Source organism: Marinobacter sp. OP 3.4 (assembly GCF_036224885.1).
GTDB lineage: Bacteria > Pseudomonadota > Gammaproteobacteria > Pseudomonadales > Oleiphilaceae > Marinobacter.
The window spans coordinates 44,648-64,160 of record NZ_JAVVLT010000096.1 but is presented as its reverse complement, the minus strand read 5'-3'; the positions used below and the strand labels follow the sequence as shown (position 1 = coordinate 64,160).

Sequence of the window (19,513 nt, the reverse complement as noted above, 5' to 3'; positions counted from 1 at the left end):
ACACCGCGCCTCCGTAGGATGTTCTGGAGACGGGGGACAAAAAAACCCGAATGCGAACATTCGGGTTCTTCCTGTACCCCGCCGGGAAAACTGTGCTCTTTTCCCACTATAAATCCATCGGGGCGAATTTCAATGGTCTTTTTCGCGGCCAACCGCGGGCCCCGTCACCGGACCGGGCTCAGTCCTCTTCTTCCTCGCGCAGGAGGTCGCGGGACACCTTGCCTTCGGCGATCTCGCGCAGGGCGATCACGGTCGGCTTGTCGTTCTCTTCCGGCAACAGCGGCTCGTAGCCCTTGGTGGCAATCTGGCGCGCGCGCTTGGTTGCCAGCATAACAAGCTGGAAACGGTTGTCCACGTTCTCCAGGCAATCTTCAACGGTAACTCGTGCCATTATCTTCCCCGACTGAGATAAACGATTACGATGTGGCCCGGCTTACCGGGCTTTTCCAGCAGACCGCACAGTTTACTGCCAAGCGGTCATAATGTACACAGCAGGATTCAGTTGTGGCCGCCCTGATCACTGGCCATCAACTCCGAGAGCAGCGCCGCGTGGCGAACCTCCTGGCGCTCCATTCGTAGCCGCTGGGTGGTGACAATGGAGAGCAACTGATCCAGTGCCCGGGCAAAGTCGTCGTTCACCACCAGGTAGTCGAACTCCAGGGCATGGCGGCATTCCTCGGCGGCCTCCGCCAGACGTCGCTCCACCACGTCCTCGGCGTCGGTGCCCCGGCCGGTCAGGCGTTGCCGCAGCTCGGCGGCGGACGGTGGCACTATGAAGATGCTGACGCAGTCCGGCATCAGCCGGCGCACCTGGGCAGCACCCTGCCAGTCGATCTCCAGGATCACGTCCTGACCCCGGGACAGGGTCTGCTCCACCCACACCTGGGAGGTGCCGTAGTAGTTGCCGAAGACATCCGCATGTTCCAGGAACTCATTGCGCAGGATCATGGCCTCGAACTGTTCACGGCTGACGAAATGGTAGTTGACGCCATCTTTCTCCCCCTGCCGCATGGGACGGGTGGTGTGGGAGATGGAGACGCCCAGGCGGTCGTCCGCCTTGATCATTTCCCCCACCAGACTGGTCTTGCCGGCACCGGAGGGCGCGGAGATGACGTACAGTGTGCCTTTCTCGACGGGCTGACTCATAGGGCTGCGCTGCTGCTTAACGGACTTGGGGTCGCCTCGGGCGCCCCGGTTAGAGAGTGCGCAATTATACGGATTCGGGGGCGCCTCGCCCACCCTGCCGGAATTCCCGGTCTGTGACCGGGCCGGCGGCCCGCCTCTGTGGAAAATGCATCGTGACCCGATGAAGCCCGGCAGGGCTATTCCAGGTTCTGCACCTGCTCCCGCATCTGCTCGATGTAGACCTTCATATCCACCGCAATCCGGGTAACGTCCGCATCGATGGACTTGCTGCTGAGGGTATTGGCCTCGCGGTTGAGTTCCTGCATCAGGAAATCCAGCCGGCGACCAATGGCGTCGTTGCGCTGGAGGGTATCCGAGACTTCGATCAGGTGGGCGTCCAGGCGGTCCAGTTCCTCGGCCACGTCGGATTTCTGGGCCAGCATGACCATCTCCTGGCTGATCCGGTCCGGATCCAGTTCCACCGAGGCGGCGCGGAAACGCTCCCGCAGGGTTTCCTCCTGGGCCTTTAGCAGTTCCGGCATCCGTTCCCGCACCTGACCAACCAGTGCGGTCATGGCGGACAGGCGTTCATCGAACAACGGGCGCAGGCGCTCCCCTTCCCGTTCGCGCACCTGCACCAGATCCTCCACGGCACGACGGAACAGCTCATCCGCCGCGGCCTTGACCGGGCTCAGGTCGGGCTCCTCCCGTTCCAGCACCCCGGGCCAGCGCAGCACGTCGATAGCACTGATGTGGGCGGGGTTGTCCAGCATCCGGTTGACGTGGTTGATGGCCTCGTTGAGGGATTCCGCCAGCCGGTCATTCACCACTACCCCGGTGTCGGCGGTCTCTGAGGCCTGCAGGCGCATGCCAACATCCACCTTGCCGCGCCCCAGGGTTTTGCGCAGGTGATCCCTGAAACCGTTCTCCAGCTCCCGCAGCGCTTCCGGCAGCCGGAAGGACGGTTCCAGGTAACGGTGGTTCACGGTGCGGATCTCGCAGGTCAGCACGCCCCATTCTGACTGGGTCTCCTGGCGGGCGAAGGCCGTCATGCTTCTGATCATGGTTGCTCCGGGTCGGTCGGTTACATTGGGTAACAGTCTATCAGTTCGGATACCGGAAAATCCCGCCCTTTCCTCGGCGACATTCAATCGCGCCGGACGGGTCCCCGAGAACTGCTCGTGTTATACTCCCCGTCCTTTTCCCCGCTACCGGCAGCCCATTTCGCTGACCGGCCTCAATCAATTCTCCAGCTTTACAGAAGGACTAGCTATGCGACCGAGCGGACGACAGCCCGACCAGCCCAGAGACGTCAGGCTCACACGCCACTTCACCCGTCACGCGGAGGGTTCCGTACTGGTGGAATTCGGCGACACGCGGGTTATCTGTACCGCCTCCGTGGAAAACAAGGTGCCCCCCTTCCTGCGCGGCGCTGGCCAGGGCTGGATCACCGCCGAATACGGCATGCTGCCCCGCTCCACCGGCAGCCGCATGGGCCGGGAGGCCGCCCGGGGCAAGCAGGGCGGACGCACTGTGGAAATCCAACGGCTGATCGGCCGCTCCCTGCGGGCCGCGGTGGACCTGGAAGCCCTGGGCGAACACAGCATCACCATCGACTGTGATGTCATCCAGGCGGATGGCGGCACCCGCACCGCCGCCATCACCGGTGGCTGCGTGGCCCTGGTGGATGCGCTGAACCACCTGGTAAAGGAAGGACGACTGTCCAAATCCCCCCTCAAGCAGATGGTCGCCGCCCTGTCCGTCGGCGTATACCAGGGCACCCCGGTGGTGGACCTGGACTACCCGGAAGACTCCGCGGCGGAAACCGACATGAACGTGATCATGACCGACCAGGGTGGTTTCATCGAAATCCAGGGCACTGCCGAAGGTGCACCCTTCGACCAGGGAGAGCTGGACAGCATGCTGACGTTGGCCAAACAGGGCATCAATCAGCTGTTCGAAATCCAGAAATCGGCGCTGGCGGAATAACCGCACGGGACACTGGTGTGCCGATCATAAAAAAAGCGCGGCGGATTGCTCCGGCGCGCTTTTTTGTTTCCGACGACCAGTCAGAAACCGATATCGATATCGTAGTCCATGATCAGCGGGGCATGGTCCGAGAAACGGGTGGACTCATCAATCCAGCCGTCGCGGATGGTCTTGCGGATGCCCGGTGTCAGCATCTGGTAGTCGGCACGCAGCCCCACATTCTTTCGCTCGCCACCGTCCCATTCCGGCCACCAGGTGAACTGGTTGCTCTGCTTGTTGATCTCGCGGAAGGCGTCAATGGCGCCCAGTTCGTCAAACAGTCGGTCCAGGAACGCACGCTCATGGGGCAGGAAGCCGGACACATCGAGCTGGTGGTAGATGGGACTGGCATCGGTGACATGCTGGGCGGTCTGCAGGTTGGCGCAGAAGATGAACTGGCGCCGCTTACGGAGCGTCTTCTGCATGTGCATGCCGAATGCGTCCATGAACTCGTCCTTGTGATCGAGGACGGTCAGGTCGTTCTCGTCGCCCAGCAGTTCCTCCTCACGACCCAGGGCACAGGGGGCAAGCACGCTGGCCACGCTGACGCGGTCAAAATCCGCCTGGATGAAACGGCCTTCCCGGTCCGCCTGTTCACTGGCAAAGCCATACATGATGGCCTTGGGGAAATGGCGGGTATAGATACCCACGCCACCGTGCTCATCCAGTTCGCCGTCGATAAAGTAGGCTTCGTAGCCCTCGGGGATCAGGTTCCGGTCCTCTATCTCATAGACCCGCATGCGATGGTCCTGAACACAGATTACGTCGGCGTCCTGGTCGGCAATCCAGTCAAAGAAGCCCCTGTCAATCGCCTGTTCCAGGCCACTGACGCTGATTGATACTACACGCATACGTATTCCCTGATTCAGTTTGTGTGTATGATACCGGTTTTATACGTATTTGAAAGAACCAGACCCCGCCAGAAGCCTTGTCATGCACGACTACCAGCGCGATTTCATAGAGTTTGCCATTCACCGGGAGGTGCTCCGTTTCGGTGAGTTCACCCTGAAGTCAGGTCGCACCAGCCCCTATTTCTTCAATGCCGGACTGTTCAACAACGGCAACGACCTGTTACGGCTGAGTGAGGCCTACGCCGCCGCTCTCACCCGGAGCGGGCTGGATTATGACATTATTTTCGGCCCTGCCTATAAGGGCATTCCCTTGGCCACCACCACCGCCATGGCACTGGCAAGGCAGGGGGATAACCGCCCCTGGGCCTTCAACCGAAAGGAGGCCAAGGACCATGGCGAGGGCGGCAACATTGTCGGCGCGCCGCTGCGGGGCAAGGTGCTGATTATCGACGATGTCATCACCGCCGGCACGGCCATCCGTGAATCCATGGCCATTATCGAGGCGGCGGGCGCCACCCCCGCCGGCGTGCTGATCGCCCTTGATCGCCAGGAGCGGGGCCAGGGTGACCTGTCCGCCATCCAGGAGGTGGAACAGAATTACGGCATACCGGTCATAAGCATCATCCGGTTGGAGCAGGTCCTGGAGTACATCGAGGGACATCCGGATTTCTCCGGCCATGCGGACCGTATTGCCGCCTACCGGGCACAATACGGCGTGTGAGTCTGAGAGGACAGCCAGACGGTTTTCCTGGCCTGTGACATAGCTCGGAAATACGCTCGCCATGTCTGGTATGCTCTTGCTGCATACAGATATTGATGTACGCCATTAACCAACAACGGTGTCACCGGTGAGACCGACGAAACTGACAACCTGCCTTCTCGCTGCCACTTGCCTGCTGGTCACCAGCCTGGCCGATGCCAGGATGTACCGCTACAAGGACGACAACGGGCAGATGGTGATCAGTAATACCGTTCCCCAGGAAGCCTCCACCCGCGGCTATGAGATCCTCAACAGCCAGGGCCGGGTGGTCGATCGCATTGCTCCCGCCCCCACGGAAGAAGAGCTGCAGCAACGGGCCGAGGAAGAACGCCGGCAGCAGGAGGCTGCGGAACAGTTGGAGCGGGACAAGGCCCTGCTGCGCCGCTATCGGCACCCGGACGATGCGGTGCGCGCCCTCCACCGCAAGATCGATGAACTGGAAGGGCTGAACCAGCTCAAGCAGGGCAATATTTCGGTTATCGAGTCCCAACTGGACTCCGAGCAATCCAAGGCCGCCGACCTGGAACGGTCCGGCCGGGAGATCCCCGAATCCACCCTGGACAAGATTGACCGCCTGGAGCAGCAGATCCGGGAGCTGGAAGCGGAGATTGACGCCCAGAACCGGGAAATGGAGGAGATCCGCGAAAGCTACGTCGAGGACATCGAGCGACTGGAAGTGATTACCGAGCAGGACAGGACACTGCCCCTGGATCCTGACGCCACCAGGGAAAACCGCTAGCCGCCCCCTCCCCCGACAAAACAAAGGCCACCGTCACGGTGGCCTTTGTTGCATCACTAGGTCTACCGACCTCAATCAGGCCTTGCTTGTGCTCTTCGTGCTTGCGGAACGACTCCGGGCACTGCGGTTGCTGGATGTCGTCCGGCGGGCGCTCTGTGACGCCTTGGACACTTCCTTGCTCGCGGAATCGGCCGCATTGGAAACGTCCTTCGCGGTGGACTGGGCACCACGGGAAACCCGATTAGCTCCCTTCTGCGCCGTGGTGGAAACGTCGCTTGCGGCGGACTTGGCGGTGGAGGATACGTCTTCCGCAATCTCATCGGCCGTCTTGCTCACGGACTTGGCGGTATCCGCCGTTTCCTTCTCCAGCTTTGCCACCAGGTCGGCGGCAAAGTTACCGACACGGCTATTGAACGTCCGAAGCTGGTCGAAGACCTTGCCGCTCGCGCCATTGTAACGTTTGCGAAGATTCTTGACCCGGTACTGGCGAACTTCGGTTTCAATGCGCTCCGCCAGGTCGAAGGGCTTGGAAGAAATCTGCTTCTGTGTGTTCTCGGCGGCATCGATGCCCTTGTCCACCATGCCCTGAAGTTGTTCCTGCCAGCTATGTAGTCTGCTCATATCGAACTCCCCTTGATCTGTGTCTGATAACCCGAACCGGAGGAATCAGACTCTCCGGCAATGTCAGTCATAGCTTAGGGAGGGAAGTTAGAGTATTCATACTAATCCAGCCGTCGATCCTCAAACGGCAATTCGGTGAACCAGCCAGCAATTTACCAAATGGTCACTTGAGCCCGCATTCGGGTCGCCCATAATCCGAAGGTATTTTCGTGCGCAGTGGCATCCGGGAGGCCCACATCCCGACCATAACCGGTGAAACAGGGCGCTGAGCCTTCTTCTGGTCTCGGCGAGGCACCGGCAACCCGCCCCGGCCGGCCCACTCATTAACAGGCTGGCGACTATCGGGTGCGGGCACAACGTGCGAGGAAACATCATGGCGCTTCAGGAAGAACGCAGGATACTGTCATGGAGTCTGGCGGCACTGTTCAGTCTGGTCCTGGCCGGCTGTGGCGGTGATTCGGGAACCTCCAGCGCGGCGGAACCGGCAGACGCCGGGACACAGACCGCCAGCGAAAAGGACCATACCCAGGACTCCGGAACGGCCCGAAACCAGCAGGACCAGACCGACGCCGGTTCCAATCAGTCGGACAAGGCCGTTGCCGATGAAGGCAACGCTCCCCCGCAGATCGCCCAGCCGGGCGTTGTGGTCGAGAATCCCATTTTTGCCGACCCCATCCCGGTGCCGGTACCGGACGACGCGGAAACGGATAACGCCGACGGCGGCAATGGCCTTCAACCGGAGGAACCCGCTACCGATGACGATCCGGAGGTCGCGGAGCCGGAACCGGAACCTGAAGAACCGGACCCGGTGGCCCAGCGCCCCACCCTGCAGTGGGACGGCCCCCTCACCCGGGAGGACGGTAGCAAGCTGTATCCCGGTGAAATCAGGGGTTACCGTGTCTACTACCGGCTACGCCACCAGGACGAATTCGACTCCCTGGTGGTCGAAGGCCCGGACGCAAACAGCCTGCTGCTGGACGACTTCAAGCCGGGTGCCTATGAGTTCGCCGTCAGCACCCTGGACAGCAATGGCCTGGAAAGCCAGCGCTCCGAGCCAGTCCCCGTGGACCTGATCTGAGAGCCCGATGCCCCCCTCACCCCGGGGGGCGGGGCGGGCGAGCGAATCTACCAGCGGAACAGGACCCAGCTTGGCACCAGCAGGGAGGACTCTCCCTCCCGGATCCAGCCACCGCCTTCAGCGGGCACCAGGTAGTAGGAGGGGCCCACCCTGGGCACGACCTTGATCTCCCGGATCTCACCCTTGATCCGGTACTCGTAGTACACCACATCCTCCCCCGGTCGGATCACAATCTGTGACTCCGAAGTGTCCGGCTGGTACTCCGGCATGACCACCGGTTCGTCGGGAGCATCGGGTTTTTCATCCAGGGGCGAGTCGGCATCCTGGGCCCGGGCGGCATGGAAAACCACCAGCAGGGACAGCGCCAACAGGGAGACGGAGAGCCTTTTCATGATAACCTCTGTGTTCGACAGGCCGCTGTTGCAACAACCTTATCTGAAGCGTTGCACAAGCCACCCGAACCTTCAAACAGATTCCGGATTTCCCTTGATATGAGTCAGCAAAAGACGCCCCCCGTAGTCCTGGTCGACGGATCCTCCTACCTGTTCCGGGCCTACCATGCCCTGCCCCCGCTCACCACCAGCAAGGGCCACCCCACGGGAGCGATCAAGGGCGTGATCAGCATGCTGCGTCGGCTCGAGCAGGACTTCCCGGGCTCCAAGGTGGTGGTGGTCTTCGATGCCAAGGGCAAGACCTTCCGCCACGACCTGTACGAGGACTACAAGGCCAACCGCCCCCCCATGCCGGAAGACCTGGGCGTCCAGATTGACCCCATTCACGAGATTGTCCGGGCCATGGGGCTGCCACTGCTAATCATCCCCGACGTGGAAGCCGACGACGTGATCGGCACCCTGGCCACGGAAGCCACCAGCAAGGGCGTCGACGTGGTGATTTCCACCGGCGACAAGGACATGGCGCAACTGGTCAGTGACCACGTCACCCTGATCAACACCATGACCGAAACCGCCATGGACCGGGATGGCGTGGAGAAGAAGTTCGGCATCAAACCGGAACAGGTGGTGGACTATCTGGCCCTGGTGGGCGACACCGTGGACAACATTCCCGGTGTCACCAAGTGCGGCCCCAAGACCGCCGTCAAATGGCTGCAGCAGTACGACAACCTGGACAACCTGATAGAACACGCCGATGAAGTGGGCGGCAAGATCGGGGACAACCTGCGGGATGCCCTGGACCACCTGCCCCTGAGCCGGGAACTGGCCACCATCCGTACGGATGTGGAACTGGCCTTCGGTATCGAGGAAGTCGCGCCGGAGCCGGAAGACCGGGAGCAGTTGCTGGCGCTGTTCAGGGAGTACGAATTCAAGACCTGGATTGCCGAGTATTCCAGTGACAACGGCAACAACAGTGATAATACCTCCGACCAACCGGACAACACCCCGCCGGAACGGGAATACGACACCATCCTCACCACCTCGCAACTGGACCAGTGGCTGGACCGCCTGGAAAAAGCCGAGCTGTTCGCCTTCGATACCGAGACCACCAGCCTGCGCTACAGCGAGGCGGAAATTGTCGGTTTGTCCTTTGCCATCGAGCCCGGCAAGGCCGCCTACCTGCCCCTGGCCCACGACTATATGGGCGCGCCGGAGCAACTGGACCGGGACACCACCCTTGAGAGGCTGAAGCCACTGCTGGAAAGCCCGGAACACCGCAAGGTGGGCCAGAACCTCAAGTACGACAAGAACGTGCTGGCCAACCACGGCATCTCCCTGGCGGGCATCGCCGAGGACACCATGCTTGAGTCCTACGTGCTCAACTCTACCGCTACCCGTCACGACATGGACAGCCTGGCCCTGAAGTACCTGGGCGAGAAGACCATCAAGTTCGAGGAGATTGCCGGCAAGGGGGCCAAGCAGCTCACCTTCAACCAGATCGCCCTGGAACAGGCGTCCGACTACGCCGCCGAGGATGCGGATATCACCCTGCGCCTGCACCATGTGCTGCGCCCGCAACTGGCGGAAACCGGTCGACTCGACGCGGTCTACCGGGACATCGACCTGCCCCTGGTGCCGGTGCTGTCCCATATGGAACAGCGGGGTGTGATGATTGACGCTCCGACCCTGAGACGCCACAGCCAGGAACTGGCGGAGCGCATGGCGGAACTGGAGCAGGAAGCCCACGAGGAAGCCGGAGAGAGCTTCAACCTGGGCTCGCCCAAGCAACTGCAGGCCATCTTCTATGACAAGATGGGGCTGCCGGTGGTCAAGAAGACCCCCAAGGGTGCGCCGTCCACCGCGGAACCGGTGTTGCAGGAACTGGCCCACGACCACCGCCTGCCCCGGCTGATCCTGGAGCACCGCAGCCTGAGCAAGCTCAAGTCCACCTACACCGATACCCTGCCGGAGCTGATCAGCCCCCGCACCGGGCGCGTCCATACCTCCTACCACCAGGCGGTGGCCGCCACCGGGCGCCTGTCATCATCGGAGCCCAACCTGCAGAACATCCCGGTGCGCACCGAGCAGGGCCGCCGTATCCGCCAGGCCTTCGTGGCGCCGGAAGGCTACAAGCTGGTGGCAGCGGACTACTCCCAGATCGAACTGCGGATCATGGCCCACCTGTCCGGTGACAAGGGGCTGCTGACCGCCTTCGAGAAGGGCGAGGACATCCACCGGGCCACTGCCGCCGAGGTGTTCGGGGTCAGTACCGACGATGTTACCGGCGACCAGCGCCGCAGCGCCAAGGCCATCAACTTCGGCCTGATCTACGGCATGTCCGCGTTCGGCCTGTCCCGGCAGCTGGAGGTGGAGCGCAAGGTGGCCCAGGACTACATCGACCGCTACTTCCACCGCTATCCGGGGGTGCTGGAGTACATGGAACGGATCCGCAAGCAGGCCCATGACGACGGTTTCGTGGAGACCCTGGCCGGGCGCCGGCTCTACCTGCCCGAGATCAACGCCCGTAACAAGCAGATGCAGCAGGCCGCCGAGCGCACCGCCATCAACGCCCCCATGCAGGGCACCGCCGCCGACATCATCAAGCGGGCCATGATCACCGTCGAGGACTGGCTGACCGGCAACCATGCCGACGAGGCCCGCATGGTCATGCAGGTGCACGACGAACTGATCCTGGAAGTGAGGGAAGACGCCCTGGACACCATCTGCCAGGGCCTGGAGCAACGCATGTCAGCCGCGGCGAAGCTTAACGTGCCGTTGCTGGTGGAAACCGGGATCGGTGACAACTGGGACGAAGCCCACTGATAAACAGGTCAGCCTGCCGGCCCTGACACGGTCATCGACAATCGCCCCAATACGGTGCGTGCCGGACCAAGCATGCACCGCCTCACCCTCTCCCACACCACGCTCCCGCCGCCAAAGGTGACCCCACAGACTGCCTGTTGACGCCTTGAGCGGTTCGGATGCCATGGCACGATTCTGGCTACGATATTAGCCACTTATCCGATTCCAGACATGAGGCAGGCTTCCATGGCATCTCTGGCGAGTGAACGTAACTGGCTGTTCAATCCCTCCACCATGAAGAAGATCCAGCAGTGCCGGCGGCTGATCCAGATGGAGTTCGGGGTCAAGCTGCACCTGACGGAGGCGTCACTGGTGGAGCAACTGGCCAGCTTTGCCGACCGCTCGCGCTCCGATGCCCTGACACGAACCTGGGCCGAACTGAAGGAGAGCGTGCCGGAACTGGCGGACGTGCTGAGCGAGCCCTCACCCGCCAACGGCAAAAGAACCTATCGGGGACAGTCCATCCCGGATCCAGAACCCCCGGCAAGCAGCCCGCAGGATGAGGGTTCCCAGCCCCGGAAGCCAAAGGTGATCTACCGGGGCCAGGTGGTGGGCTAGTGTCAGAACGCCTTGCTGACCTGCAGCGAGGCACTCCAGGCGCTGAGTTCATAGGTGGCGTCATAGCTGGCGGACGACGCCGGCACGTTCGGGTTGTCATGGCTGTACTCCCGATCGCTGACCTCGGCATCATCCGCAAAGATCAGCGTACCCACGGCCGCATCCACGGCCCAGCCGCTGCGGGCATCCTTCCACTGGGTTCCCAGGGTCAGCCAGTGGCGATCCTCCGACGGTATCCGGGCGGTCACATAGTCATCCACCGGTGATTCGTCCCAGGCGTAACCAGCCTTGAAGGCCCAGGCCGGTGTCGCCTGCCAGATGCCGCCCAGGTTGAACTGCCAGGTGTTTTTCCACTCCTCGGTGATATGGGTGACGTACTCCCCGGAGCCGGCGGTGATGTCGCCGTCCTGGTCACGGCTGATAACGTCCAGCTCCTCGAAGCGGCTCCACTTGGCATAGGTGGCGCCGGCCAGCAGGGTGACATCATCAGTCAGCCGGTGCCGTGCACCAAAGGTGACGGTTTCCGGAATGGCCAGGGGAACGGTCACCTTCTCATTCAATGTCGTGGTCTGGGTGTAGGTGGGCGCCACTGGCACATTGTGGATTTCGGCGTCGCCCTCCAGCTCCAGCTCGGTACCGGTCTGGGCGGTCAGGCCAAACTGGGTCCGGTCCGACAGTTCGTAGAGGAAACCCACGCGAAAGGTCATGCCGACATCATCCCCCTCGATATCGGCGTAGGGCTCGGGCAGCGCCAGTGCGCCCGCACCGGCCGTCGCGCTCAGGTCCTGGTAGCGGGTCAGCCGACCCTCGGCATAGATCACGTTCAGCCCCGCGCCCATGGACAGCCCTGTCCCGTTGCTCACGGAGATCGCCGGGGTAAAGGCAACCGCCGTCAGCTCGGTCTTGTCCGCGAAGTAGCGACCGGCAAAGTCGTTGTCGTAGTCGGCGGCCAGGCCATAGGGGGCATGGATACCAAAGCCCACATCAACAGACTCATTGATCTCGTGGGTCAGGTACAGGTGGGGCAGCACCGCCGGATCCGCGATGTCGCCCCCGTCCGACGCGGGCCGGACCGGCACTGACGGGTTCTGGCGGCTCACGTCGATGGAGTCGCCCTTGGCCTCGGCATCGATATCAAGCACCGCCGCCCCCAGTGACACGTTGGTGCCGGACAACTGGCTCATGCCGGCCGGGTTGAACAGGACAATGGCGGCATTCTCCGGGTTGGCGGCGGCACCGGCATTGGCGGTGCCCATGGCACTGGCACTCTGCTCGTTCAGGGAAAAGCCCCCGGCCAGGGCACCGGCGGGTGCCAGGGCGGCGGTCAATGAAACGAGACGGATGGAGCGGGCGAGCGTTTTGTGTGATTTGTGCATGGTATCTCCTCTATTAGCGCGCGCGGAGTATACGAAGCACGGATAATCACCGAAAAATATCGCCTGCTTATGACTAATATACGAAATATCAATGCATTGAGACTGGACATGCATCAGGCGTCGAAACAGGGAAGGCGACGCGCCCCCTACCTGCTCGACAGGGGGCGATACCGGGGAGACTCAGTCGTTCTGGATGGACAGCTTGTCGACGCTGGACGATAGCTGGTCGGAGCCCTTGGCATCGGTGCCCAATTTGATCATCAGGCGCAGGTCGTTGGCGGAATCGGCATGGGCCAGGGCGTCCTCGTAGGTAATCGCCCCCTCGGAGTACAGGGTGTACAGCGCCTGGTCAAAGGTCTGCATGCCCGACTCGGTGGACTTCGCCATCAGTTCCTTGAGCTTGTGCACCTCGCCCTTGCGGATCAGGTCCGCCACCAGCGGGGTGTTGATCAGCACCTCGATAACCGCCCGCCGGCCCTTGCCATCCGGGGTCGGGATCAGTTGCTGGGCGACGATCGCCTTGAGGTTCAGGGACAGGTCCATCCAGGTCTGGTTGTGCTGGTCCGGGTTGAAAAACTGGATGATCCGATCCAGGGCCTGGTTGGCGTTGTTGGCGTGCAGGGTGGCCAGGCACAGGTGACCGGTCTCGGCGAACTGTACCGCGTACTGCATGGTCTCCCGGGTCCGGACCTCACCAATGAGGATGACATCCGGCGCCTGGCGCAGGGTGTTCTTCAGGGCGGTCTCGAAGCTGTCGGTATCGATGCCCACTTCCCGCTGGGTGACGATACACCCCTGGTGCTGGTGGACGAATTCGATGGGATCCTCGATGGAGATGATATGCCCTCGACTGTTGCGGTTACGGTGCCCAAGCATGGCCGCCAGGGAGGTGGACTTACCAGTACCGGTGGCCCCCACGAAGATGATCAGGCCACGCTTGGTCATGGCCAGGTCCTTGATGATGTCCGGCAGGGTCAGGTCATCGATCTGCGGAATCTTGGTCTCGATCCGCCGCAGCACCATGCCACACAGGTTGCGCTGGAAGAAGGCGCTTACCCGGAAACGGCCGATGCCCCGGGCGCTGATGGCGAAGTTGCACTCATGGCTTTCCTCGAACTCCGCCTGCTGTTTGGAGTTCATGGAGCCATAGACAAACTCCCGGGTTTGCTCCGGCGTCAGGGCGTTCTTGGTGACCGGGAGCACCTTGCCGTTAACCTTCATGCTGGGCGGCACCCCGGCGGTGATGAACAGGTCCGAGCCGCCCTTCTCGACCATCAATCGCAGCAGTTTTTCGAATTCCATGAGAGTAAGTCCAGCGTTCAGTCGCGTTTGCCGGCACCGCTATCGCCGGTGTCCTATCGTTGTCAGTGTCAGAAGTTGTCCGGAATCTTGGCCTTGGCCCGGGCCGCCTCGCGGCTGATCAGGCCCTTCTGCAGCAATCGCTGGAGGCACTGATCCAGGGTCTGCATACCCAGCGATCCACCGGTCTGGATGGCGGAGTACATCTGGGCCACCTTATCTTCGCGGATCAGGTTACGGATTGCTGCGGTACCGATCATGATTTCGTGAGCCGCTATCCGGCCACCGCCCATCTTTTTCATCAGGCTTTGCGAAACAACCGCCTGCAGCGATTCCGATAGCATGGACCGCACCATGGATTTCTCTTCCGCCGGGAACACATCCACCACCCGGTCAATGGTCTTGGCCGCCGAGGTGGTGTGCAGGGTGCCGAAGACCAGGTGACCGGTTTCCGCGGCGGTAAGCGCCAGGCGGATGGTTTCCAGGTCACGAAGCTCACCCACCAGGATGATGTCCGGGTCTTCCCGCAGGGCCGAGCGCAGCGCCTCACTGAACCCCAGGGTGTCACGGTGGACTTCCCGCTGGTTGACCAAGCACTTCTTGGATTCATGCACGAATTCGATGGGATCCTCGATGGTCAGCACGTGCTCGTAGCGGGAATCATTGATGTAGTCGAGCATGGCCGCCAGGGTGGTGGACTTGCCGGAGCCGGTAGGGCCGGTCACCAGTACCAGGCCACGGGGCACCGAGGAGATATCCTTGAAAACCTGGCCCATGCCCAGATCTTCCATGGTAAGCACTTTCGAGGGGATGGTCCGGAACACGGCGCCGGCGCCACGGTTCTGGTTGAACGCGTTGACCCGGAAGCGGGCCACACCGGGCACTTCGAAGGAGAAGTCGGTTTCCAGGAACTCTTCGTAATCCTTGCGCTGCTTGTCATTCATGATGTCATAGATCAGGCCGTGGACCTCTTTATGCTCCATCGGCGGAAGGTTGATCCGGCGTACATCGCCATCGACACGAATCATGGGGGGCAACCCGGAAGACAGGTGCAAGTCAGACGCACCCTGTTTAGCCGAGAAGGCCAGCAGTTCAGTAATATCCATAGGGTTCCTCGGAAGGCCGTTCTTTTATGCCCTGGCCCGCTTGGTTTTTACCGGCCCCGGGGTTAACGTGAGGCCCCTATACAGCACGCCAGCGGCAGTCAGAAATTATTATGAGCAGCATAGCAGACAACATCAGGAGCGTAACCCGACGCATACAAAAAGCAACAAAGGCTGCCGGTCGAGCCAACGGAAGTGTGAGCCTGCTCGCAGTCAGCAAGACAAAACCGGCGGAAGACCTTCGTGAAGCGGCCGCTGCCGGCCAGCGGGCGTTCGGCGAAAACTACCTGCAGGAAGCCCTGGAGAAGATCGACGCCCTGGCGGACCTGCCCGATGTGGAGTGGCATTTTATCGGCCCCATCCAGTCCAACAAGACCCGGGCCATTGCCGAGCATTTCCAGTGGGTGCACAGCGTGGACCGGCTCAAGGTGGCCCGGCGCCTGAGCGAACAGCGCCCGGACCATCTGCCGCCCCTGAACCTCTGCCTGCAGGTGAATGTGGACGAGGAAGACAGCAAATCCGGCTGCCGCCTGGAGGAACTGCCGGAGCTCGCCGCCGCCATCAGTGAACTGCCCCGCCTGAGCCTGCGGGGGCTGATGGCCATTCCCGACCCGGGGCAGCCGGAAGACCACCTGCGCGCCAGCTTCCGGGCGCTGGCTGGCGCGCTGGCGGATCTGAAAAAGCGGGGTAACGTGACCGGTCCGCTGGACACCCTGTCCATGGGCATGTCCGGCGACCTGGAACTGGCCATCGCCGAGGGCGCCACCCTGGTACGGGTGGGCACGGCCCTGTTCGGCGCCCGGGACTATTCCAGCGGTACCGGCCAGGGTGGCCCGGACACCCGGGCGAGCAGGTAAGCGCTCGATTTAACTGGTATGATTTGCGATCAACATTTTCATGATGCGGAGTGAACTGTGAGTACATCACCGACAATCGGCTTTATCGGCGCAGGCAACATGGCCAGCGCCATCATTGGCGGCATGCTGGACAGCGGCTTCCAGGCCGACGGCATCTGGGTCAGCGCTCCGGACGATGACCACCTGCAGGCCATCCGCCGCAAGTTCGGCGTCAGCGTGACCACCGACAACCGCTATTGCGCCCAGCAGGCGGACGTACTCATCCTGGCGGTGAAACCCCAGATCATGGCCGACGTATGCCGGGACATTACCCCGGTGGCCCAGAACACCCGTCCGCTGATGGTATCCATTGCCGCCGGCCTGACCGCCGACACCCTGGATGGCTGGCTGGGCGGCGGCCTGCCGATGGTACGGGTGATGCCCAATACCCCGTCCCTGGTGGGCATGGGTGCCGCCGGTCTGTACGCCAACTCGGAAGTCAGCGACGAGCAGAAGCAGACCGTTGAGTCCATCTTCAACAGCATCGGCAAGGCACTGTGGCTGGAGGACGAAAACCAGCTCCACGCGGTGACGGCCCTGTCCGGCAGCGGACCGGCCTATTTCTTCCTGATGCTTGAAGCCCTGGAAGCGGCCGCCAGCGAGGCCGGCATACCGGCGGAAACCGCCCGGGGCCTGGCCATCCAGACCATGGCCGGCGCCGCCGAAATGGCCGCCCGCAGCGAGCACGACCCGGCGCAGCTCAAGCGCAATGTCATGTCCCCCGGGGGCACCACCGAGCAGGCCATCAACACCTTCGAGGAAGGCGGCCTGCGGCCCCTGGTGGAAAAAGCCTACAACGCCGCCATGAGCCGCTCCCGGGAAATGGCCAAAGAGCTGGCGGACGCCAGCAAATAACCGGCAATCCACACCACATTTCAGGCTTTTAACGGAGAAACTGCCCCAATGCTGGCCAAGATCTTCATCACCGTGCTGCAGTTCGTGTCCATGTTCTACCTGACCGTGGTACTGCTGCGCTTTCTGCTGCAACTGGCACGGGCCGACTTCTACAACCCCATTTCCCAGTTCGTGGTCAAGGCCACCAACGCCCCGCTGCGCCCCCTGCGCCGGGTGATTCCGGGCATCGGCGGTGTCGATGGCGCCTCGCTGGTGCTGGCGGTACTGGTGAGCGCCCTGTTCTTCACACTGCTATGGGTGGCCAGCGGTTACTCCATCATGCAACTGAACCCCGTGGCCCTGCTGGCCTGGTCCGGGGTCTACGTACTCGACCTGATCATCAACATCTACTTCTGGAGCGTGCTGGCGGTGGTGATCATCAGTTGGGTGGCGCCCCAGAGTGACCATCCCGCCATCGCCCTGGTGGCCCAGATCACCGAGCCGGTGATGCGGCCGGTCCGCAATATCGTCCCCCCGCTGGGCGGCCTCGACCTGTCCCCGATCTTTGTCTTCCTGATCCTCAACGTGCTGCGGGTGGTGGTGGATCACCTGGGTGCTGCGGTGGGCATGCCGGTCTGATCACATCAACGGTCACAGGGCCAGGGTGCGTTTGGACTCCTGTGACCGGCTTAACAGATCTGACGATAAAACCGACATACGCTAAACCTTATCGATTGTTAACCTGCGACAATTGTACGCGCGATTGATGCAGGGACACCGGCAAGCCTGTCGGGACCACCACCTGACGCTGCCCGGAACGGACCACCGGACAAGCATTCAGATCACCGCAGACGCTCTTGGGGAAGTCTGCCAAGCGGACAGGGCAAGTACCATGAACGGACCAGCCATCCTGGCGCACCAGGTTGAAGCCTATCACCAGTGGAAGAAGGAACTCATTCGCCAGATCAGTCGCTACCGGCTCTGGCTGCAGGACAACGACCTGTACTCCGAGGATGTCAGCGAGCGCATCCGCCGGGGCGTCGAACTGCTGATCGAGGACGAACTGACCATCGCCTTCGTGGGCGAGTACTCCCGTGGCAAGACCGAGCTGATCAACGCCCTGTTCTTCTCCGAGTATGGCCAGCGCATGCTGCCGTCCCAGGCGGGCCGCACCACCATGTGCCCCACGGAGCTGTTCTTTGACCGGGCCAACGGCAGCAACTACCTGAAACTGCTGCCCATCGAGACCCGCGAGGAGGACCTGTCGCTGCAGGAACTGCGCCGCCACCCGGAGCACTGGATCCGTTACGAACTGGACGAGGACGACCCGGAAACCATGCGGGCCGTGCTTGCCGAAGTGGCCCGGGTTCGCAGCGTCACCCCGCAACAGGCCCGTCGTTTCGGCTTCAGCGAATCCATGCTGGAAGCCGATCTCGACAACCCCGGGCAGGTACTGATCCCGTCCTGGCGCAGTGCCCAGATCAGCATCCGCCATCCACTGTTCGAGCGGGGACTGCGCATCCTCGACACGCCCGGGCTCAACGCCCTGGGCTCGGAGCCGGAACTGACCGTCAGCCTGCTGCCGGCGGCCCATGCCATCCTGTTCCTGCTCAGCGCCGACACCGGCGTGACCGCCAGCGACATGACCATCTGGAAGGAGCACATCGATACCGAGGACGCCGACCACCGTGCCGGCCGGTTCGCCGTGCTCAACAAGATCGACACCCTGTGGGATGAACTCCAGTCCGACGAACAGGTCCAGCAGGGCATCGACCGGGTCCGGCACAACACCGCCAACCAGCTTGGCCTGAAGGACGACGAGGTCATCCCGGTGTCCGCCAAACAGGGCCTGACCGCGAAGACGCGGGGTGACGATACCCTGCTTGACCGCAGCGAACTGCCCGAACTGGAAGGTCTGCTGGTGGGCCGTATCCTCAAGCAGAAGGAAGAGTTGATCACCCAGAGCCTGATCAATGATCTGCTGGGCATGCTGCAGAACAGCCAGGCGGCGATGCAGTCCCGACTGGAAAGCCTGGAGGAGGAACGCCAGGCCTGCGCCGGCAGCGCCGTTGATCGGGAAGCCCTGCGCCGGCTGGCGGACCGCGCCCAGACCGATTACGACTTCTACTACCGCAAGCTGATCACCCTGCGCTCCAGCCGCCGGCTGATGCAGTCCCAGGGCGATATCCTGACGGACATGGTGAGTGAGGAGCGTTTCAATGCCCATGCCGCCACCGTCCGCCAGATGATGACCAGGAGCTGGACCTCCGCCGGCATGAGCCAGGCCATGGACCACTTCTTCGAGCTACTGGAGAGCGACCTGCAGAACCTGCTGGCAGAAGGCCGCCTGGCGGAGCGCATGGTGGAAGCCATCTACCGGCGCTACAACCAGGACACCCGGGCCCGGCACCTGGAACCGATCCCCCTGCGGGCGGGCCGCCACGTGATCGCCATCCGTGAACTGCGCAAGCGGGCCACCCGCTTCCGCCGTGCCCCCGGCAACCTGTTGCGGGAGCAGAACCAGCTGATCCGTCGCTTCTTCCAGGTCATGGTGACCGAGGCCCGCACCCTGCACGACCGGGTCCGTCGTGACGTGGAGCGCTGGCCCGGCGAGGCACTGCTGCCGATCATGCAATACTCCATGGAGCAGAAGCAGCTGCTTGAGCATCAGGTACGACGCATCCGCGACATGGTCCGCAGTGACCGTGACAGCAAGGCCGAACGGGAACGCCTCACCAACACCATCACCGACCTGCGCAAGCAACTGGAACTGGCAGATACCATGCAGCGACAGATCCGCCGCCCCGCCCCCACCCTCAGCCAGCAGAAAGTGGTCAATATCTCTGGCATTGCCTGACCAGGCCTGCCAGTTAACATCACCCTGGCAGCGGACCACGCTGCCAGGGTTTGGTTGCAGCGGTGTCGTCGCCCCTTTAAACTGAAGGGCTTGCACCGGCCCGGAAGACGGCTGGATGAACGACCCGAGACGAC

At 62.4% G+C, this 19,513-nt stretch carries 19 protein-coding genes; 10 read left to right on the top strand and 9 right to left on the bottom strand.

Going from position 1 to position 19,513, the window contains the following annotated elements; translation table 11 throughout:
• Positions 1–178: 178 nt before the first annotated feature.
• The 3 genes from rpoZ to RO069_RS15545 all read right to left on the bottom strand — a co-directional run bounded on the left by rpoZ (position 179) and on the right by RO069_RS15545 (position 2,189).
• The gene (gene rpoZ, locus RO069_RS15555; protein WP_328188780.1) at positions 179–391 is read right to left on the bottom strand and encodes a DNA-directed RNA polymerase subunit omega; all 213 of its coding nucleotides are present in this window, start codon (positions 389–391) and stop codon (positions 179–181) included.
• Positions 392–498: 107 nt separating this feature from the next.
• Complete coding sequence (gene gmk / locus RO069_RS15550; RefSeq protein WP_328188778.1) at positions 499–1,146, bottom strand: guanylate kinase; 648 nt, start codon at positions 1,144–1,146, stop codon at positions 499–501.
• A gap of 176 nt (positions 1,147–1,322) precedes the next feature.
• Complete coding sequence (locus RO069_RS15545; RefSeq protein WP_328188776.1) at positions 1,323–2,189, bottom strand: YicC/YloC family endoribonuclease; 867 nt, start codon at positions 2,187–2,189, stop codon at positions 1,323–1,325.
• Positions 2,190–2,397: 208 nt separating this feature from the next.
• Between RO069_RS15545 and rph the strand changes: the two genes are divergently transcribed.
• Positions 2,398–3,114 (top strand): ribonuclease PH, encoded by a 717-nt coding sequence (gene rph / locus RO069_RS15540; protein WP_328188774.1) that lies wholly within the window; start codon positions 2,398–2,400, stop codon positions 3,112–3,114.
• An 80-nt stretch (positions 3,115–3,194) separates the two neighbouring features.
• Here rph and RO069_RS15535 read toward each other — a convergent pair whose 3' ends face one another.
• Positions 3,195–4,004, bottom strand: a complete 810-nt coding sequence (locus RO069_RS15535; protein WP_328188771.1) for an exodeoxyribonuclease III — start codon at positions 4,002–4,004, stop codon at positions 3,195–3,197.
• Positions 4,005–4,086: 82 nt separating this feature from the next.
• On the opposite strand from RO069_RS15535, the gene pyrE reads away from it, so the two are divergent.
• A complete protein-coding gene (gene pyrE, locus RO069_RS15530; protein ID WP_328188769.1) occupies positions 4,087–4,725 on the top strand; it encodes an orotate phosphoribosyltransferase in 639 nt (212 codons plus the stop codon).
• Positions 4,726–4,852: 127 nt separating this feature from the next.
• Positions 4,853–5,503: a DUF4124 domain-containing protein gene (locus tag RO069_RS15525; RefSeq protein ID WP_328188768.1), complete on the top strand. Its 651-nt coding sequence runs from the start codon at positions 4,853–4,855 to the stop codon at positions 5,501–5,503.
• A 75-nt stretch (positions 5,504–5,578) separates the two neighbouring features.
• Here the strand turns inward: RO069_RS15525 and RO069_RS15520 are convergent, their stop codons facing one another.
• Positions 5,579–6,124 (bottom strand): hypothetical protein, encoded by a 546-nt coding sequence (locus RO069_RS15520; RefSeq protein ID WP_328188767.1) that lies wholly within the window; start codon positions 6,122–6,124, stop codon positions 5,579–5,581.
• Positions 6,125–6,497: 373 nt separating this feature from the next.
• On the opposite strand from RO069_RS15520, the gene RO069_RS15515 reads away from it, so the two are divergent.
• Positions 6,498–7,202 carry a fibronectin type III domain-containing protein gene (locus RO069_RS15515; RefSeq protein WP_328188765.1) on the top strand — a complete coding sequence of 235 codons (705 nt, stop codon included), beginning with the start codon at positions 6,498–6,500 and terminating at the stop codon, positions 7,200–7,202.
• A gap of 47 nt (positions 7,203–7,249) precedes the next feature.
• Here RO069_RS15515 and RO069_RS15510 read toward each other — a convergent pair whose 3' ends face one another.
• Positions 7,250–7,594 carry a DUF2782 domain-containing protein gene (locus RO069_RS15510; RefSeq protein ID WP_328188763.1) on the bottom strand — a complete coding sequence of 115 codons (345 nt, stop codon included), beginning with the start codon at positions 7,592–7,594 and terminating at the stop codon, positions 7,250–7,252.
• A gap of 99 nt (positions 7,595–7,693) precedes the next feature.
• Here RO069_RS15510 and polA point away from each other — a divergent pair, with 99 nt between their 5' ends.
• Positions 7,694–10,417 carry a DNA polymerase I gene (gene polA, locus RO069_RS15505; RefSeq protein ID WP_328188761.1) on the top strand — a complete coding sequence of 908 codons (2,724 nt, stop codon included), beginning with the start codon at positions 7,694–7,696 and terminating at the stop codon, positions 10,415–10,417.
• Between the two features lie 225 nt (positions 10,418–10,642).
• Positions 10,643–11,014 (top strand): hypothetical protein, encoded by a 372-nt coding sequence (locus RO069_RS15500; protein WP_328188759.1) that lies wholly within the window; start codon positions 10,643–10,645, stop codon positions 11,012–11,014.
• A 2-nt stretch (positions 11,015–11,016) separates the two neighbouring features.
• Here RO069_RS15500 and RO069_RS15495 read toward each other — a convergent pair whose 3' ends face one another.
• The 3 genes from RO069_RS15495 to RO069_RS15485 all read right to left on the bottom strand — a co-directional run bounded on the left by RO069_RS15495 (position 11,017) and on the right by RO069_RS15485 (position 14,795).
• Complete coding sequence (locus RO069_RS15495) at positions 11,017–12,390, bottom strand: OmpP1/FadL family transporter (protein WP_328188757.1); 1,374 nt, start codon at positions 12,388–12,390, stop codon at positions 11,017–11,019.
• Between the two features lie 180 nt (positions 12,391–12,570).
• Positions 12,571–13,692: a PilT/PilU family type 4a pilus ATPase gene (locus RO069_RS15490; RefSeq protein ID WP_328188755.1), complete on the bottom strand. Its 1,122-nt coding sequence runs from the start codon at positions 13,690–13,692 to the stop codon at positions 12,571–12,573.
• A gap of 68 nt (positions 13,693–13,760) precedes the next feature.
• Positions 13,761–14,795, bottom strand: a complete 1,035-nt coding sequence (locus tag RO069_RS15485) for a type IV pilus twitching motility protein PilT (RefSeq protein ID WP_328188753.1) — start codon at positions 14,793–14,795, stop codon at positions 13,761–13,763.
• Positions 14,796–14,905: 110 nt separating this feature from the next.
• On the opposite strand from RO069_RS15485, the gene RO069_RS15480 reads away from it, so the two are divergent.
• The 4 genes from RO069_RS15480 to RO069_RS15465 all read left to right on the top strand — a co-directional run bounded on the left by RO069_RS15480 (position 14,906) and on the right by RO069_RS15465 (position 19,379).
• Positions 14,906–15,649, top strand: a complete 744-nt coding sequence (locus RO069_RS15480) for a YggS family pyridoxal phosphate-dependent enzyme (protein WP_328188752.1) — start codon at positions 14,906–14,908, stop codon at positions 15,647–15,649.
• A gap of 57 nt (positions 15,650–15,706) precedes the next feature.
• Positions 15,707–16,543: a pyrroline-5-carboxylate reductase gene (gene proC, locus RO069_RS15475; protein WP_328188751.1), complete on the top strand. Its 837-nt coding sequence runs from the start codon at positions 15,707–15,709 to the stop codon at positions 16,541–16,543.
• A 48-nt stretch (positions 16,544–16,591) separates the two neighbouring features.
• Positions 16,592–17,161: a YggT family protein gene (locus tag RO069_RS15470; protein WP_328188749.1), complete on the top strand. Its 570-nt coding sequence runs from the start codon at positions 16,592–16,594 to the stop codon at positions 17,159–17,161.
• Positions 17,162–17,414: 253 nt separating this feature from the next.
• Positions 17,415–19,379: a dynamin family protein gene (locus RO069_RS15465; RefSeq protein WP_328188748.1), complete on the top strand. Its 1,965-nt coding sequence runs from the start codon at positions 17,415–17,417 to the stop codon at positions 19,377–19,379.
• Positions 19,380–19,513 lie beyond the last annotated feature (134 nt).

Excerpts from the sequence above, each read along its gene's own strand:
- RO069_RS15500 (WP_328188759.1), top strand. The coding sequence starts at position 10,643 with ATGGCATCTCTGGCGAGTGAACGTAACTGGCTGTTCAATCCCTCCACC.
- RO069_RS15490 (WP_328188755.1), bottom strand. The coding sequence starts at position 13,692 with ATGGAATTCGAAAAACTGCTGCGATTGATGGTCGAGAAGGGCGGCTCG.
- rph (WP_328188774.1), top strand. The coding sequence starts at position 2,398 with ATGCGACCGAGCGGACGACAGCCCGACCAGCCCAGAGACGTCAGGCTC.
- RO069_RS15510 (WP_328188763.1), bottom strand. The coding sequence starts at position 7,594 with ATGAAAAGGCTCTCCGTCTCCCTGTTGGCGCTGTCCCTGCTGGTGGTT.
- RO069_RS15535 (WP_328188771.1), bottom strand. The coding sequence starts at position 4,004 with ATGCGTGTAGTATCAATCAGCGTCAGTGGCCTGGAACAGGCGATTGAC.
- rpoZ (WP_328188780.1), bottom strand. The coding sequence starts at position 391 with ATGGCACGAGTTACCGTTGAAGATTGCCTGGAGAACGTGGACAACCGT.
- pyrE (WP_328188769.1), top strand. The coding sequence starts at position 4,087 with ATGCACGACTACCAGCGCGATTTCATAGAGTTTGCCATTCACCGGGAG.
- RO069_RS15545 (WP_328188776.1), bottom strand. The coding sequence starts at position 2,189 with ATGATCAGAAGCATGACGGCCTTCGCCCGCCAGGAGACCCAGTCAGAA.
- RO069_RS15515 (WP_328188765.1), top strand. The coding sequence starts at position 6,498 with ATGGCGCTTCAGGAAGAACGCAGGATACTGTCATGGAGTCTGGCGGCA.
- RO069_RS15495 (WP_328188757.1), bottom strand. The coding sequence starts at position 12,390 with ATGCACAAATCACACAAAACGCTCGCCCGCTCCATCCGTCTCGTTTCA.
- RO069_RS15465 (WP_328188748.1), top strand. The coding sequence starts at position 17,415 with ATGAACGGACCAGCCATCCTGGCGCACCAGGTTGAAGCCTATCACCAG.
- RO069_RS15470 (WP_328188749.1), top strand. The coding sequence starts at position 16,592 with ATGCTGGCCAAGATCTTCATCACCGTGCTGCAGTTCGTGTCCATGTTC.
- gmk (WP_328188778.1), bottom strand. The coding sequence starts at position 1,146 with ATGAGTCAGCCCGTCGAGAAAGGCACACTGTACGTCATCTCCGCGCCC.
- polA (WP_328188761.1), top strand. The coding sequence starts at position 7,694 with ATGAGTCAGCAAAAGACGCCCCCCGTAGTCCTGGTCGACGGATCCTCC.
- RO069_RS15480 (WP_328188752.1), top strand. The coding sequence starts at position 14,906 with ATGAGCAGCATAGCAGACAACATCAGGAGCGTAACCCGACGCATACAA.
- RO069_RS15520 (WP_328188767.1), bottom strand. The coding sequence starts at position 6,124 with ATGAGCAGACTACATAGCTGGCAGGAACAACTTCAGGGCATGGTGGAC.
- RO069_RS15485 (WP_328188753.1), bottom strand. The coding sequence starts at position 14,795 with ATGGATATTACTGAACTGCTGGCCTTCTCGGCTAAACAGGGTGCGTCT.